14 protein-coding genes are annotated in these 14,723 nt (G+C 67.3%); 8 read left to right on the top strand and 6 right to left on the bottom strand.

Annotation, left to right across the window (positions count from 1 at the left end; translation table 11 throughout):
- Window positions 1-28: 28 nt before the first annotated feature.
- Window positions 29-1,294 (bottom strand): type III PLP-dependent enzyme, encoded by a 1,266-nt coding sequence (locus tag ACW177_RS03520; RefSeq protein WP_492027272.1) that lies wholly within the window; start codon window positions 1,292-1,294, stop codon window positions 29-31.
- A gap of 376 nt (window positions 1,295-1,670) precedes the next feature.
- Between ACW177_RS03520 and phnC the strand changes: the two genes are divergently transcribed.
- From phnC to ACW177_RS03480, 8 genes are all read left to right on the top strand, one after another.
- Entirely contained in the window at window positions 1,671-2,480 is an 810-nt protein-coding gene (phnC, locus tag ACW177_RS03515) for a phosphonate ABC transporter ATP-binding protein (protein WP_492027271.1), read from the top strand.
- Window positions 2,477-3,493 (top strand): phosphate/phosphite/phosphonate ABC transporter substrate-binding protein, encoded by a 1,017-nt coding sequence (phnD, locus tag ACW177_RS03510; RefSeq protein WP_492027270.1) that lies wholly within the window; start codon window positions 2,477-2,479, stop codon window positions 3,491-3,493. The genes phnC and phnD overlap by 4 nt, the downstream gene beginning before the upstream one ends.
- Before the next feature lie 17 nt (window positions 3,494-3,510).
- Window positions 3,511-4,380, top strand: a complete 870-nt coding sequence (phnE, locus tag ACW177_RS03505; protein WP_492028067.1) for a phosphonate ABC transporter, permease protein PhnE — start codon at window positions 3,511-3,513, stop codon at window positions 4,378-4,380.
- 98 nt (window positions 4,381-4,478) lie between these two features.
- Window positions 4,479-5,546 (top strand): substrate-binding domain-containing protein, encoded by a 1,068-nt coding sequence (locus ACW177_RS03500; protein WP_492027269.1) that lies wholly within the window; start codon window positions 4,479-4,481, stop codon window positions 5,544-5,546.
- 81 nt (window positions 5,547-5,627) lie between these two features.
- Window positions 5,628-6,506 carry a UTP--glucose-1-phosphate uridylyltransferase GalU gene (gene galU / locus ACW177_RS03495; protein WP_492027268.1) on the top strand — a complete coding sequence of 293 codons (879 nt, stop codon included), beginning with the start codon at window positions 5,628-5,630 and terminating at the stop codon, window positions 6,504-6,506.
- Window positions 6,507-6,628: 122 nt separating this feature from the next.
- Window positions 6,629-7,426 (top strand): enoyl-ACP reductase FabI, encoded by a 798-nt coding sequence (locus ACW177_RS03490; RefSeq protein ID WP_492028066.1) that lies wholly within the window; start codon window positions 6,629-6,631, stop codon window positions 7,424-7,426.
- Between the two features lie 43 nt (window positions 7,427-7,469).
- On the top strand, window positions 7,470-8,651 hold the full coding sequence (locus ACW177_RS03485) for a benzoate/H(+) symporter BenE family transporter (protein WP_492027267.1): 1,182 nt from the start codon (window positions 7,470-7,472) through the stop codon (window positions 8,649-8,651).
- A gap of 120 nt (window positions 8,652-8,771) precedes the next feature.
- A complete protein-coding gene (locus ACW177_RS03480) occupies window positions 8,772-8,948 on the top strand; it encodes a YegP family protein (protein ID WP_492027266.1) in 177 nt (58 codons plus the stop codon).
- Here ACW177_RS03480 and rimM read toward each other — a convergent pair.
- The 5 genes from rimM to ACW177_RS03455 form a co-directional block, all read right to left on the bottom strand.
- Window positions 8,945-9,472, bottom strand: a complete 528-nt coding sequence (gene rimM / locus ACW177_RS03475; protein WP_492027265.1) for a ribosome maturation factor RimM — start codon at window positions 9,470-9,472, stop codon at window positions 8,945-8,947. The genes ACW177_RS03480 and rimM overlap by 4 nt on opposite strands.
- A 69-nt stretch (window positions 9,473-9,541) precedes the next feature.
- Window positions 9,542-10,084 carry a 30S ribosomal protein S16 gene (gene rpsP / locus ACW177_RS03470; RefSeq protein WP_492027264.1) on the bottom strand — a complete coding sequence of 181 codons (543 nt, stop codon included), beginning with the start codon at window positions 10,082-10,084 and terminating at the stop codon, window positions 9,542-9,544.
- 24 nt (window positions 10,085-10,108) lie between these two features.
- Window positions 10,109-11,659 carry a signal recognition particle protein gene (gene ffh, locus ACW177_RS03465; RefSeq protein WP_492027263.1) on the bottom strand — a complete coding sequence of 517 codons (1,551 nt, stop codon included), beginning with the start codon at window positions 11,657-11,659 and terminating at the stop codon, window positions 10,109-10,111.
- Between the two features lie 471 nt (window positions 11,660-12,130).
- Window positions 12,131-13,504 (bottom strand): S41 family peptidase, encoded by a 1,374-nt coding sequence (locus ACW177_RS03460; protein ID WP_492027262.1) that lies wholly within the window; start codon window positions 13,502-13,504, stop codon window positions 12,131-12,133.
- Window positions 13,505-13,642: 138 nt separating this feature from the next.
- Window positions 13,643-14,722, bottom strand: coding sequence for a murein hydrolase activator EnvC family protein (locus tag ACW177_RS03455; RefSeq protein ID WP_492027261.1), 1,080 nt, complete (start codon window positions 14,720-14,722; stop codon window positions 13,643-13,645).
- Between the last annotated feature and the right edge of the window lies 1 nt (window position 14,723).

Genomic DNA, 14,723 nt, shown 5'->3' with positions numbered 1-14,723 from the left:
GGACAAGCCCGAGGGTGACGCAATCAAGTTACTTCCGGCGCGACTTGCGCTGACCGGCCTTACCTTTCGGACGTGACAGACGCACGACCTTGCGGGCGTTCTCCTCGGCCGTGGTGCGCACGGTCGGGATGGAGCGCGGGGCCAGGCCGTAGAGCGAGGCCATCGGGGCGTCCTCGACCGCGGCGATGTCGTGTTCGCCATAGCCGTTGAAGCCGGTGGACATGGCGACGCCGTAAGCGCCGAGCATGCCGATCTCGATGAAGTCGCCTTCGCGGATGTCGGCCGGCAGCCAGAACGGACCCGGCATGTGGTCGATGGAATCGCAGGTCGGACCGTAGAACTGGAAGGCCTTCAGCTCGGACGCAGCCTCACCGTCCCGAACCAGCTTGGTCGGGAAGGGCCAGCGCGAGTGGGTCGCGTCGAACAGCGAGCCGTACGAACCGTCGTTCAGATACAGGGCGTCGCCCTTGCGCAGATCGACGCGGGCCAGGATCGACGAGGATTCGGCGACCAGGGCCCGGCCGGGCTCGCACCACAGCTCGGTCGTTTCCGACACCGGCATCTCGTTGAAGCCGCGATGAATGGCGTCGGCGTATTCGCTCATGTCCGGCGGGACCATGCCCGGATAGACCGAGGGGAAGCCGCCGCCGACATCGACGATGTCCACGATGACGCCGGCGCGGCTGATCGACCGGCCGACCTGGGCCATGGCGGCCTGGTAGGCGGTCGGACGCATGCACTGGCTGCCTACGTGGAACGAAACGCCCATCAGGCCGTCCTTGACCGCCTGGCGCGTTTCCATCAGCAGGGCCGGCGCCTGATCCGACGAGACGCCGAACTTGCCCGAAAGCGTATAGGCGGCGCCATCGGCCGAGACGGCCATGCGCACGATCAGATTCAGGTCGTCCGCGCCGCCGGTGGCGTCGAGGATCTTGTTCAGCTCATCCACGCAGTCGAGCGAGAAGGTGCGGACGCCGTGTTCGAAATAGGCCTTGGTGATCGCAGACCGGCTCTTGACCGGGTGCATGAAGGCCAGGCGAACGTCATGGCTGACCGAGCGAACCAGCTCGATCTCGGCGATAGACGCCACGTCGAATCCGCGAACACCGGCCTCGATCAGGGTCTCGATGACCCAAGACGACGGGTTCGCCTTCACGGCATAGAAGACGTCGGCCTTTAGATTATCCTGGAACCAGCGCGCCGCTACGGAAACCGAACGCGGCCGCACGAGGGCGACGGGACGTTCAGGGGACCGCTCACGGACCAGGTCCAGGGGAAGCTGATACGTGCGCAATTCACGTAACCCCCTGCTAATTGTTAAACCCAGACCGGCGTTAGCAGCGCTTAACGGTTAGACCACGGGGTCCGCCGGAAGGCGCGATATGGGGGCATCGACCTGTCATGTAAAGGGGTTTTTTCGTGGCGGGGCCTAGGTTTGGACTGTCACAAATCCCCTACGGCAGCGTCACAGGCCCCAAGGGGCTCACGGTCGAGCTTTCCACGCCGATTATGAAAGGTCCGGTTCTCGCCCCGATACGGACAGTCGCGGCATAAAAGGCCACGAACGGCACGGCTCTGGACGACATCGCGCCCGCCGTGCGATTAAGACTTGCCCAAACGCGCCTATCGCGTCATGCGGCGCCCGTTCGCCACAGCCTCCCAGCGAGTTCATGAGTTCATCCGCAGCCGCCGTCGCCCCCGGGCTAGTCCTGGCGCGTGACGTGTCGAAGACCTTCGGATCGCGAAAGGCGCTGGACGGCGTCTCGATTTCCGTCGCCTCGGGCGAGATGGTCGCCCTGATCGGCCCGTCGGGATCCGGCAAGTCCACCCTATTGCGTTCGATCACCGGACTTCAGTCCATCGACCCCGGCCGGGGAACGATCAGCGTCTTCGGCGAGACGGTCCAGAAGGACGGTCGCGTCACCGGCGCCGTACGCAAGGCGCGCAGCAAGCTGGGCATGATCTTCCAGCAGTTCAATCTGGTCGGCCGTCTGAGCCTGTTCGCCAATGTCATGCTGGGCGCCCTGGGGCGTCTGCCGGCCTGGCAAGGCCTGCTGGGCCTGTGGCCCCAGGCCGACAAGGACCGCGCCATGGCCGCCCTGCACCGGGTCGGTGTCAGCGACTACGCCGGCCAGCGCGCCAATACGCTTTCGGGCGGCCAGCAGCAGCGCGGCGCCATCGCCCGCGCCATCGTTCAGGGCGCCAAGGCCATCCTGGCCGACGAGCCCGTCGCCTCGCTGGACCCGGTTTCGGCCCGCAAGGTCATGGAACTGCTGGTCGAGCTGAACAAGCGCGACGGCATGGGGGTGATCGTCACCCTGCACCAGGTCGACTACGCCATCCGCTACTGCGACCGCGTCATCGCGCTGCAGGGCGGCAAGATCGTCTATGACGGTCCCGCCACGGGCCTGGATCACCAGCGCCTGATCGATATTTACGGTCCTGAATTCGAGGACGCGTTCTGGGAGACCAAGGCATGAGCCTGTCCCGCATTTCCGCCACCCGTCGTCTGGTCGCGGCGGCCGGCGCCGCCGTCATGCTGCTGGGCCTCGCCTCGTGCGGGGGCGACGACGACCAGAAGGCCGCCGGCGCCATGCCGTCGGAACTGACCTTCTCGATCCTGTCGGCGGAAGGCCAGGCGTCTTCCGGGCCGCTTTGGCAGCCGCTGCTGGACGACATGTCCAAGGCCGTCGGCGTGCCGGTGAAGCCCTTCTTCGCGGGCAACTATAACGTTCTGATCGAGGCCATGCGGTTCAACCAGACCCAGGTGGCCTGGTTCTCGGCCAAGCCGGCGCTGGAAGCCGTCGATCGCGCCCAGGGCGAGGTCATCGCCCGCATCGTCGATCCGGAAGGCCGCGACAGCTACACCTCAACCCTGATCGTGCGTAAGGGTTCGGGCATTACGCTGGACAAGGTGCTGGCCTGCGGCAAGCAGTATGACTTCGGCATCGGCGACGCCCAGTCGACCTCGGGCACCCTGGCCCCGCTGACCTTCCTGTTCAATCCGCGCGGCATTGTGCCGAACCAGTGCTTCAAGACCGTGCGCTCGGCCAGCCATCAGGCGAACGCCTTCGCCGTGGCGACCGGTGTGGTCGATGTGGCCACCTCGAACTCTGTCAACACCGTCTTCATGCGTCGCGAGAACCCGCAACTGGCGTCGCAGATCGAGGACATCTGGGTTTCGCCGCCGATCCCTGAGTCCGGCATCGTCATCCGCGAGGACCTGGACCCGGCGCTGAAGGAAAAGCTGCGCAGCTTCTTCCTGACCTACGGCCAGGGCCAGGGTCCTGAAGCCGACCGCCAGCGCCAGGTGCTGGCCGGTCTGAACTATTCGATGTTCCGCGCCGCCGACGATTCCTATCTGGACCCGGTGCGCGAGATGGTCGCCGACCAGAAGCTGACCGAGGCCAAGGCCAAGAACGACCAGGCCGGGGTCGCCGCCGCCGAACGCGACCTGGCCGCCCTGCGCGCCAAGCGTGAGGTCCAGCCTTGACCGACGTCACCGCAGATATGGCGGCCCGGGGCGGCGTCGCCCCCAGCGCCATCCCCTCGGCCCCGACCAAGTCCCTGTCCTCGACCCTGTTCGACGTCATGTTGTGGGGCGGTCTGGCGATCATCCTGATCGCCAGCTTCGGCAAGGTGGACATGCAGAATTTCGACCGGCTCTTCTCGGGCTCGTCGAACATCTCGACCTATGGCGCGGATCTTCTGCGGCCCGACTGGGCGGCCATCTTCCCGCCCGGCGACTTCTGGACCTCGTTCACCCACATCTTCACCCAGCCGACGACCAGCCTGGCCGGCCAGATGTGGCTGACCGTGCAGATCGCCCTGTGGGGCACCTTCCTGGCCGTCTTCCTGGCCCTGCCGCTCAGCCTGATGGCCTCGCGCAACATCGCGCCGGGCTGGATGGTCTTCATCGTGCGCCGGGTCATGGACCTGCTGCGGTCGATCCCCGACCTGGTCATCGCCACCCTGTTCATCGTCGCCGTGGGCCTGGGCCCGCTGGCCGGCGTCCTGGCCCTGGCGCTGAACACCGGCGGCGTGCTGGCCAAGCTGTTCTCAGAGGCGGTCGAGTCGATCGACAAGGGGCCGGTCGAGGGCGTGCGCGCCACCGGCGCCGGCAAGCTGCACGAGATCGTCTGGGGCGTCTTCCCCCAGGTCGCGCCGCTGTGGACCTCCTTCGCCCTCTATCGCTTCGAGTCGAACAGCCGCGCGGCCACCGTGCTGGGCCTGATCGGCGCGGGCGGCATCGGCCAGACCCTGTTCGAGAGCATCCAGGCCTTCGACTATAGCCGCGTCGCCGCCATCGCCATCGTCATCGTCGTCGCCGTGACCCTGATCGACACCCTGTCGCAGGTCATGCGCAAACGCCTGCTGTAACGGGTCGGGACTTTTGTCGCACCCGCCGCGACGCCGGAAAAACCTTCACAATCCTCTGGTCTAACCGTCGCGAAATCGATGCTCAGGGAGAGCGAAGAATGATCCGCACACTGAAACTGACGACGGCGGCCGCCGCGCTTCTGGCTCTGGTGGCCTGCGGCGACAGCGGATCCGGCGGCGGCTCCTCGGCCCGTTCGGGCATCTGGGCGGCCGGTTCGTCCACCGTCTTCCCGTTCGCCACACGCGTGGCCGAGAATTTCGCCCGCACCTCGGGCGGTTCGGCGCCGCGGGTCGAATCCCTGGGCACCGGCGGCGGCATCCAGGCCTTCTGCCAAGGCGTCGGCCCGACCACGCCGGACATCGCCAACGCCTCGCGTCAGATGAAGGCGTCGGAGTTCGACCTGTGCGCCAAGAACGGCGTGACCGACATCGTCGAGATCAAGATCGGCTTCGACGGCATCGTCATCGCCACGGCGCGCAACGGCAACAGCTTCAACTTCGAACTGAACGACATCTACGAAGGCCTGGCCAAGGAAGTCCCCGGACCTGACGGCCAGTTCATCGCCAACCCGACCAAGACCTGGAACCAGGTCAATGCCGGCCTGCCGAACCAACGCATCCAGGTCTATGGCCCGCCCCCCACCTCGGGCACGCGCGACGCCTTCCTGGAACTGGGCATGACGCCGGGCGCCAAGCTGGTGCCCGCCACCGCCGCCGTGGAAAAGGCCGACAAGGACCGGTTCGAGGCCCTGGCCCACACCCTGCGTGAAGACGGCGCCTGGATCGACTCCGGCGAGAACGACAACGCCATCGTCCAGACCCTGACCCGCACCCCCGGCTCGCTGGGCGTGTTCGGCTATTCCTTCCTGGAACAGAACCTGGATACGGTGAAGGCCGAGACCATCGACGGCGTCACCCCCAATGCCGACACCATCGCCAGCGGCGAATACCCGCTGTCGCGCAGCCTCTACATCTATGTGAAGAAGGCCCATATCGGCGTGATCCCGGGCCTCCAGCAGTTCGTGCAGGAATTCCTGTCGGAAGGCTCGGCCGGCAAGGGCGGCTATCTGGCCGACCGGGGCCTGATCCCGCTGCCGGAAGACCAACTGGTCGCTCAGCGCGCAACCGCCGCCGCCATGACGCCGATGCAACGGCCCGCCAAGTAGGGGGCGCATTCTGGGGCTATCCGCCCCTTTCCATGGCCGATCCGTCGGCTATGATGGGCGGATAGCTATCAGGAAAAGCCTATGACTTCTCAGCCCGCGCGTCTGCGCAAGGCCGTGTTGCCTGTCGCCGGCCTCGGCACCCGCGTCCTCCCCGGCACGAAGACCACGCCGAAGGAACTGCTGAACGTCGTAGATCGGCCGATCCTGTCCTATATCGTCGAAGAGGCCCGCGAGGCCGGGATCGAACATATCGTCTTCGTCACCGGCCGGTCGAAGGGCGCGATTGAGGATTATTTCGACCACCAGATCGAGCTGGAAAGCCAGCTGGAAGCCAAGGGCAAGACCGAGATTCTGGACCAGTTGCGGGCGGAACTGCCGACGCCTGGGGAAATGAGCTTCACCCGCCAGATGTCGCCCAAGGGCCTGGGCCACGCCGTCTGGTGCGCGCGCGACATCGTCGGCAACGAACCCTTCGCCGTCCTGCTGCCCGACGTCATCGTGGACAGCCAGCCGGGCGCGCTGAAACAGCTGATCGACGCCTACAACGAAGTCGGCGGCAATCTGATCGGCGTCGAGGCCGTGCCCGAGAGCGAGACCCACAAATACGGCATCGTCGATCCGGCCGGTCGCGATGGGCGTCGCATCACCATGAAGGGGATGATCGAAAAGCCGGCCAAGGGCACGGCGCCGTCCAACCTGTCGATCTCGGGCCGCTACATCCTGCAGCCGGAAATCTTCGGCCTGCTGGCCACTCAGGAACGCGGCGCCGGCAACGAGATCCAGCTGACCGACGCCATGGCCCGCCTGATGGCCGACCAGCTGTTCACCGCCGTCGAATACGAGGGCGTGACCCACGACTGCGGCGACAAGATCGGCCTGTTGCGCGCCAATGTCGCCCTGGCGCTGAAACGCCCCGACCTGGGCGAGGCCGCGCGCGCGGCGGTGACGGCCCTGCTGTAAACGGCCACAGCTCTCCCTTCCCCTGCGGGGGAGGGAGAAAAGTTGAGCCCGCCTGTTCGGCCTGCTAACCCTCCGCGCAAATCATCAGGAGACGAACCATGGCCACTTCCGAAGGCTGGGACATGCCGACCGGCGACCTCATGAAGGGCAAGAAGGGCCTGATCATGGGCGTGGCCAATTCCAGCTCCATCGCCTGGGGCATCGCGTCCCAGCTGGCGGCCCAGGGCGCAGAGTTGGCCTTCACCTATCTGGGCGAAAGCCTGGAGCGCCGCGTGCGTCCGCTGGCCGAGAGCGTCGGCGCCAAGCTGCTGATCCAAGCCGACGTCACCGACGACGCGTCGATGGACGCCGCCTTCGCCGAGCTGGAAAAGACCTTCGGCACGATTGATTTCGTCGTCCACTCGGTAGCCTTCGCCAACAAGGACGAACTGAAGGGCAGCTTCGTCGATAACACCACGCGCGACAGCTTCCTGCTGGCCATGAACATCTCGGCCTTCAGCTTCGTGGACGTGTCCAAGCGGGCCGCCAAGCTGATGCCGAACGGCGGCAGCCTGATCACCCTGACCTATCTGGGGTCGGAACGGGTCATCCCGAACTACAACACCATGGGCGTGGCCAAGGCCGCGCTGGAGGCGGCGACCCGCTATATCGCGCGCGACCTGGGGCCCAAGAACATCCGCGTCAACGCCATCTCGGCCGGCGCCATGCGCACCCTGTCGCTGGCCGGCATCTCGGGCGGGCGCGGCCTGCACTCCAAGAGCGCCCAGTTCTCGCTGATCAAGGAAGAGACCTCGATGGAGGGCGTCGCCGGCGCCGCCCTGTGGCTGTGCTCGGACCTGGGTCGTTCGACGACGGGCGAGGTCGTCCACGTCGATGCGGGCTTCCACGCCGTGGGCCTGCCGGACGACATGGAAGGCTGATCCCGCTCTTCCGCCTCTTACGGCGACGGTTTAAGGCCGGGGCATGACTGCTCCGGCCTTTTCCATGCGCGTCCCGCCCGCCTCCGCCTTTTCGTCCGCCGCCGTGGCGACTGTTATCGGGTTCGGGGGCACGGTGGCCCTGGTGGTGCAGGCGGGGCAGGCCCTGGGCGCGGATGCGAACCAGATCGGCTCCATGGTCACGGCGCTTTGCCTGGCCATTGGCCTGCCGGGCGCCCTGTTGAGCTGGCGACTGAAGATCCCCGTCGTCCTGGCCTGGTCCACGCCGGGCGCGGCCCTGCTGGCGGCCTCGACGCTCGGCCTGTCGTGGCAGACGGCCATCGGCGCCTTCGTCTTCGCAGCCCTGCTGATGATCCTGACCGGCCTGATCCCGGCATTGGGGCGACTGGCGGCGCGGATCCCGGCGGCCATAGCCTCGGCCATGCTGGCGGGGGTGCTGCTGCCCTTCGTGCTGCGGCTGTTCAAGGTCGTTCCGGACGAGACGGTCTTAGTCGTCGGCCTGGTCGCGGTGTTTCTGGTCGTCCGGCGGCTTTGGCCGACCTGGGCCCTGCCCGCCGTGCTGGGCGCGGCCTTTGCGGTTCTGGCGCTGCGGGGACAGTTGGCGCTTCCTGCGGGAACAGGCCTGTTCGGCCATCTCCAGCCGGTGGCGCCCGTGTTCGACTGGAAGGCGGCGGTCAGCCTGGGCTTTCCCTTGTTCCTGGTGACGCTGGCGGCGCAGAACCTGCCGGGACTGGTCGTGCTTCAGAGCGCCGGCTATCCGCCGCCCGCCAACCGGCTGATCCTGTCCACCGGCGTCGCCAGCCTGCTGGCCGCCCCCTTCGGCGCGCACGGGGTCAATCTGGCGGCGATCACGGCCGCGATCTGCACCGGTCCGGACGCCCACCCCAACCCGGCGCAGCGCTGGGTCGTGGGCGTCATCTATGGCGGCTTCTATCTGGTCGTGGCCCTGTTCGCCGCGCCGTTGGCGGGCCTGTTCATCGCCATGCCTGCCGCCGTGCTGGCGGCCGTAACGGGCCTGGCCCTGATCGCGCCCCTGACCGGCGCCTTGCGGAGCCTGACGGCCGAGGCGCCGTCGCGCGAGGCCGCCGTCCTGACCTTCGCGGCGACGGCCTCAGGATTGGCCCTGTTCGGGGTGGGATCGGCCTTCTGGGGGCTGGTCGTCGGGTTCGCGGCCCTGGGCGCTGGGCGACTGATCCGCAGGGCCTGAGCCCCTGCCGCGCCCGCGTCCCTGTGTCGGCGACCGACTATTATCCAGTTGACGATCGTTCTGATCGTGCCAGCTTGGCGTTGACCGATCATCGGTTTTCAAAAAAGGGGAGACGCCCAGATGGCGCACAAGTTCGAAATCTACAAGGACAAGGCCGGTGAGTTCCGGGTCCGGTTCAAGTACAATTCCGAGACCATGTTCTCGACCGAAGGCTACAGTTCCAAGGCCTCGGCCCAGAACGCCATCGACTCCATCAAGAAGAACGGCCCGGACGCCGAGGTCGAAGACAACACCTAATCTGGCTCGCGCTCGCCCACCTCGGTCGGGGGCACGGCCAGCAGCCAGCCGTCGGCCAGGTGCAGCTCGGGCGTCGCTTCCTTGGTGAAGGGCAGATACCAGGTCGGACCGCCGGTCGCGGGGGCGATCTCCAGCATGTCGTCGGCGCCGAAATTCTGGACGGACTTGACCGTGCCCATGACCCCGCCCGCCGTGTCGCGGACCTCGACCCCGATCAGGTCGGCGAGATAGAATTCGTCTTCGTCCGGTTCGGGGAAGCGGTCGCGGGGGACGTAGAGTTTCAGGCCGCGCAGGGCGTCGGCCTCTTCTTTCGTCGCGATTTCCTTGGCCCGGCCGACCACGCCGCTCTTGTCGGGGCGGGTCGCGGACAGGGTCAGGGCGACCGTGCCATCGGCGCGCAACAGCGGGCCGTAGGCGGTCAGGGCGAGAGGATCGGCGGTGAAGGCGGTCACCCGCACCTCGCCCCGCACCCCGAAACCGCCGCCGATCTGGCCGACGAGGATAAGTCTGCTGTCCGTGGTCATGGTCGTCCTTAGCGCATGAAAAAGGCGGCGTCGAAGGACGCCGCCTTGATCGTGTCGAGACCGAAAGCCTTAGGCTTCGGTGGTCTCTTCAGCAGCCACTTCTGCAGCGGGGGCTTCTTCAGCAGCGGCTTCAGCGGCGGGCGCTTCTTCAGCCGGGGCTTCTTCGACAGCCGGAGCAGCGGCGGCGGCGGCGGCTTCTTCCTTGGCGCGGGCGGCGGCTTCAGCGGCCTCGACCTTGGCGGCGGCTTCGGCTTCCAGGCGGTCGGCTTCGCGCTGGGCGCGTTCGGCGGCGCGCTCTTGCGCCTTCTTGCCGGGAGCGCCCTTGTTCGGGTTGTTGGACTGGGTCCACTTGACCTTGGCGCCCAGGGTCTCGTCCTGCGACAGGAAGCGGGCGACGCGGTCGGTCGGCTGGGCGCCCTTGCCGAGCCATTCAGCGATACGCTCGACCTTCAGGGCGACGCGCGGGGTGGCGCCGTCCTTGGGCAGCATCGGGTTGTAGCTGCCGACCTTCTCGATGAACTTGCCGTCGCGGGGCGAGTGCGAGTCGGCGATGACGATGTGGTAGTAGGGGCGCTTCTTGGCGCCGCCGCGGGCCAGACGAATCTTCAGCATTTTCAGTCTCTTTCTAGGAAGTCGTTATTTCTTGGGAGGGAAGCCCGGGAGGCCCGGCAGCCCCCCCGGAAGTTGTCCGCCTCCCAGGCCCGCAAGGCGGTCCTGGATGGCTTTCAGTTCGTCGGCGCTGGGTTCCGGCGTCTTGCCGCCGCCCAGGGCCTTCAATCGGTTCAGGTCAGGGCCGCCGCCCATGCCCGGCATGCCGGGGATGCCGCCGCCGCCGCCGCCGAGACCGCCCAGCATGGCGGCCATCTGTTGCATCTTGCGAGGACCGCCGCGCGCCATCTGTTTGACCACGTCGGCCATCTGGCGGTGCTGTTTCAGAACCCGGTTCACGTCCTGCACATCCACGCCGGCGCCGGCGGCGATGCGCTTCTTGCGGCTGGCGTTCAGCAGGTCGGGCTTCTTGCGCTCGGCCTTGGTCATCGAGGAGATGATGGCTTCCTGGCGCAGGATCATGCGGTCGTCGATGCCGCTCTCGGCCATCTGGCCCTTCATCTTGGCCACGCCGGGCAACATGCCCATGATGCCCTGAAGCCCGCCCATCCGCTTCATTTGCTGAAGCTGGCCGGCCAGGTCGTCCAGGTCGAACTGGCCCTTGGCCAGCTTGCGGGCCATCTTCTCGGCCTTGGCCTGGTCCAGGTCCTGGCTGGCCTTTTCGACCAGGGCGACGATATCGCCCTGACCCAGGATGCGGCCGGCGACGCGGCGGGCGTCGAACACGTCCAGGGCGTCGACCTTTTCGCCGGCGCCCAGATATTTGATCGGCAGGCCGGTGACGGCCCGCATCGACAGCATGGCGCCGCCGCGGCCGTCGCCGTCGGCGCGGGTCAGGACGAGGCCCGTCAGGGGCAGGCGGGCGTGGAAGGCGGCGGCGGTGCGGACGGCGTCCTGGCCGGTCAGGCTGTCGGCGACCAGCAGGGTCTCGACGGGCTTGGAGATCTCGGCGACCTCGGCCACCTCGTTCATCAGCCCTTCGTCCAGGGTGATGCGGCCGGCGGTGTCGAGGATCAGGACGTCGAAGCCCTGAAGCTTGGCCGACTGCAGCGCCCGGCGTGTGATCTGGACGGCGCTCTCGCCCGCCACGATCGGCAGGACGGCGACGTCGATCTGTTTGCCCAGTTGGGCCAGCTGTTCCATCGCGGCCGGACGACGCGTGTCCAGCGAGGCCATCATGACCTTCTTGCGATCGAACTTGGTCAGGCGCAGCGCCAGCTTGGCCGAAGTCGTGGTCTTGCCCGACCCCTGAAGGCCGGCCATCAGCACCACGGCCGGCGGAGTGGCGTTGGTGTTGAGCGGGACCGGCTCTTCGCCGCCCAGCATCTCGATCAGGCCGTCATAGACGATCTTGACCACCTGGTCGGCCGGTTTGACCGAACGGATGACCTCTTCACCGGTCGCGCGTTCGGTGGCGAAGGCGATGAATTCCTTGACGACCGGCAGGGCGACGTCGGCCTCGAGCAGGGCCACGCGCACTTCGCGCATCGCCTCGGCGACATCCTTTTCGGACAGGGCGCCGCGGCCGGTGATCCGGTCAAAGACGCCTGTCAGCCGCTCGTTCAGAGCCTCGAACATTCACTACCTCGTGGCGACGGGTGAAACGGCTCCATACGACAACGGCCCCCGGCGACGATCACGTCGGCGGAGGGTTCTCGCCCACCTCGTTCTCTTTTTTGGGCTATCGGCCTTACGGCCTACTTGAGCCCGAATGGGCTGTGCTCAAGCAGCGCGGAGCGCGGTAGCACGACAAAAGAGCTGTCGTGTGGGTGGAGACGCGAGGTTCACTTGCGTCGGAAGCGGCGGCTTATGAAGGAAAACAAGGGGAATGTCGAATCCTACGACCTCCCATTCTTTCGTCATTCTCCAGCGAGCGTAGCGAGACCGGGGAACCCAGCGGCGCGCGAGAGCGCGAAGCTGCCGCGGACGAGGCGTTTCAGCGTCGTGCGGCGGAGAGATTTCGCCTTCGGCGCCGCTGGCTCCCCCGGTCTGCGCCGCGAAGACGCGGCTTTTGCCGGGGGATGACGAAAAAGAAAGGAGCGCGGCTCCTTACGGCTGCTCAGGCGTCACGTCCGGAGTCTCGTCCTTCTTCGGTTCCGAGCCCGGCTCGGTCACAACGACATTCTCTGGCGGGGCGGACAGTTTCGACAGGTCGCCGCCGGCACGCAGGACGTCCAGGGCGCGTTGCAGCTGGTAGTCCTTCTCCTTGTCGAAGTCCTTGCCCGGAGCTTCATAGGGGGTGTGCGGCCCCTTGCGTTCGGCGCCGATGGAAGCGTCCAGGGCCGTGGCGTAGGCGGCTTCGGAATAGATGAAGCTGGATCGCGAGACGATCCGGGCCTCGGCCTCGGTGCGGGCGACTTCCAGGTCCGGCTCGATGCCGATCTTCTGGATCGAGGCGCCGGACGGGGTGTAGTAGCGGGCCGTGGTGATCGACAGGGCGCCGTCGCGACCCTGGCGCAGCGGGATGACCGTCTGGACCGAGCCCTTGCCGAAGCTGGTCAGGCCGACGATGGTCGCCCGCTGGTGATCCTTCAGGGCGCCGGCGACGATCTCGGACGCCGAAGCCGAGCCGTAGTTGACCAGGACCACCAGCGGCAGGCCGCCGGTCAGGTCGCCGGGCTTGGCGGAATAGCGCTGGATCTGTTCAGGCTTGCGGCCGCGCTGGCTGACGATCTCGCCGCGTTCCAGGAAGGTGTCGGACACGTCGATGGCGGCGTTTAGCAGGCCGCCGCCGTTGTTGCGCAGGTCCAGGATATAGCCCTTCACGCCCGGCTTCTCGGCCTTGATCTTGGCGATGGCCTCGGTCAGTTCGCGGCCGGTGTTCTCGTTGAAGGTCGAGACGCGCAGATAGCCGAAGTCGCCTTCGACCCGGCCGGTGACGGACTGGACCTTGATGATCTCGCGCGTCAGGACGACTTCGCGCGGCTCTTCGCCGTCGCGCAGGAAGGTGACGCGGACGCTGGTGCCCGCCGCGCCGCGCAGCTTCTCGGACACCTGGGTCACGGTCAGGCCAGCCGCGTTCTGGCCCTCAATGGACGAGATGACGTCCCCGGCCTGAACCCCGGCCTTGGCGGCGGGGCTTTCGTCCATCGGCGAGATGACCTTCACCATGCCGCCTTCGGAGGTGATGGTCAGGCCGACGCCCGAATACTGCCCCTCGGTCCGCTCGCGCAGCTCGTCATAGTTGGACGGCGCCAGATAGTTGGAGTGTGGATCGAGCGCCGTCATCATGCCGGCCAGGGCGGCCTCGATCAGCTTCTTGTTATCGACCGGCACCACATAGGCCTGTTCGACGATGCCCACGACGTCGCCGAACAGCTCCAACATGCGGAAGGTTTCGTTGCGAGGCGTCTGGCTGGTGGCGACGGCGGCCGAGCCGCCGAGAACCAGGGCGGCGCAGCCGACGAGGAGCAGTTTACGCATTCGGTCTCTTTCGGTCGGGCCGATCATGATGGGCGCCCGTTGGGAGGGTAAGGCCCCGTAGACACGACGGAATCGTGGCGACGCGGCGTCATGCCGATAAAATCAGCGTCAGAGCGGATTGCAAAGCTCTATTGCGGGTCATTGCAACCAGGGACCGGGGTCGATGGGGCGTTCCTCGCGGCGCAGCTCGAAATAGACGTCGCCGTCGGGGCCGCTGCGGCCCAGGGTCTGGCCGTCGGCGACGCGGGCGTCCGGCGTCACATCAACACTCTCCAGGCCTGCGATCACCGCCCGCCAGCCGGGCCCCAGATCCAGGATCACCACCTGGCCCCAGCCGGTCAGAGGCCCGGCATAGGCGACCTTGGCGTCGGCCGGCGCGACCACGGCCGCCCGATCCGCGCGCCAGCGCCAACCTGATGTCCCTGCCCCCCAGGTCTGGCTGGGCGCGCCCTGGACCGGCGAACTGAGACGGTTACGACCTGCGGGAAGACGGGCGGGAGCAGTTTCGGCAGGCTCCGCGGCGGGGACAGAGCCCCCCAGTTCACGGATCCGGTTTTCCAGCACGCGGGCGGATCGTTCGGCGGCGCGGGCCTCGGCATTGAGGACTGCGGTCAGGGCGGTCTTGCGCGCGGTCAGGCCCTCGATCTCGGCGCGGCGGTCGCCCTGGGCGCTTTCCGTGGTCAGCAGCCGCTCCGACGACAGAACCGCAAGACGGCGGATGCGCATGATCTCTGCCTGACGGTCGGCCAGGGCCTTGGCGCGTTTTTCCAGGTCGGGCGTCATGGCCTTCAGCAGGATGGAGGCGCGCACCGTGTCGATCGCCTTGTCCGCCGGGACCAGCAGGGGGGGCGGCGGGCGGCGGCTCATCATCTGCAGGGCGCTGAGCAGTCGGCCCTGGGCGCCGCGTTCGCGGGCCAGGTTGGTGACCAGTTCGGCCTCACGCGCGCTGAGCTGCTGAAGGCGGGCGCGCTGATCCTCGATCTGGCGGTCGTCGGTCTGTTCGTCGGCGCGCAGGGCGGCCAGCCGGCGCTCGAGCTGCGCCAGTTCGTCCTTGGCCGCCTCGGCGTCGGCGCGCAGGCGGCGCGCCCGCACGGCCTCGTCGCGATATTCAGCCTGGATGCGCGCCAGTTCGCTCTCGGGCGCCTGCCGGCCTGCGGCGGGGGCGGCGAGGACGAGACCCGTCATCAGGGCGAGGGAAAGTGTGGCGGCGCGACCCATG

The organism is Brevundimonas sp. AVps23W (assembly GCF_058681395.1).
Note: the sequence above shows the minus strand (reverse complement) of the source record. Positions and strands in the feature narration are given on the sequence as shown.